Annotated in this window: 2 protein-coding genes; one reads left to right on the plus strand and one right to left on the minus strand. The window is 58.9% G+C overall.

Annotated elements, in window-relative coordinates; all coding sequences use genetic code 11:
• Positions 1-57 precede the first annotated feature (57 nt).
• Positions 58-240, minus strand: coding sequence for a hypothetical protein (locus ACE03M_RS12315; RefSeq protein ID WP_143921117.1), 183 nt, complete (start codon positions 238-240; stop codon positions 58-60).
• Between the two features lie 216 nt (positions 241-456).
• On the opposite strand from ACE03M_RS12315, the gene ACE03M_RS12320 reads away from it, so the two are divergent.
• Positions 457-714, plus strand: coding sequence for a hypothetical protein (locus ACE03M_RS12320; protein ID WP_143921116.1), 258 nt, complete (start codon positions 457-459; stop codon positions 712-714).
• Positions 715-747: the final 33 nt, after the last annotated feature.

Below are 747 nucleotides of genomic sequence, written 5' to 3' on the forward strand. Positions count from 1 at the left end.
GGGCGCTGATCATTTCGTTCTGCCCTCTGGACGGCCCCGTCTCCCGGACCGACCCGGTCAGTAATGTCCCGGCGGGTCACTGGCGGGGAATGATTCGTCTTCCCATTCATCGACCATCTTGTCTTCGTGGTCGTGACGGATCTGCGCGGATTCTGACCTTTCAGCGGAACCGTCGGTCGCCTCGGCGGGGGAGGTTGAGGACTCGTCCTGCCCGTTCTCCGGCTGGTGGTTCTCCGACATGGCTGCACCTCCCCTCGGAATTCAGTGCTTGAAGCTGATATCACCATCATGCGCGCTCAATCACCTTTGCGATACTGCAAGACCATGATTTACATGATCCGTTGAGGTCACATTCCCCACGATGACGGCGCGGACTGCATCAGTCTCCCGCTGTCTCGGCGCTCCCGGAGTACCATGAGGGCCACGTACGATCTGACCAAAGCGAGGTGTTGAGACATGAATAATGATCAAGATCAGCAGAACAAGATCGAGAAGATCAACGAGAAGCTCGAAGAGGTGGCTTCGAAGGCCGTCGGTCCGAACGTCTCCTACGGATCCACTCCTGGATATGTCGAAGAGAATCGTGAAGACGAGGCCCAGGCTGCCGCCGAACAGGAAGGCGTGAAGCTCTACCGCAACCCGGACGGCTCGCACGAAGCGGTCGACGAGTCGAAGATCGATCCGGAAGCGGACTCCCACGACTCAAACGGCTGACACTCACACGAACCAAGCACGAAGCCCCGCCCC

Source organism: Brevibacterium sp. AGC70 (assembly GCF_057334195.1).

Bases quoted from the DNA above. Each gene is read 5' to 3' on its own strand.
- ACE03M_RS12315 (WP_143921117.1), bottom strand. From the start codon at position 240: ATGTCGGAGAACCACCAGCCGGAGAACGGGCAGGACGAGTCCTCAACC.
- ACE03M_RS12320 (WP_143921116.1), top strand. From the start codon at position 457: ATGAATAATGATCAAGATCAGCAGAACAAGATCGAGAAGATCAACGAG.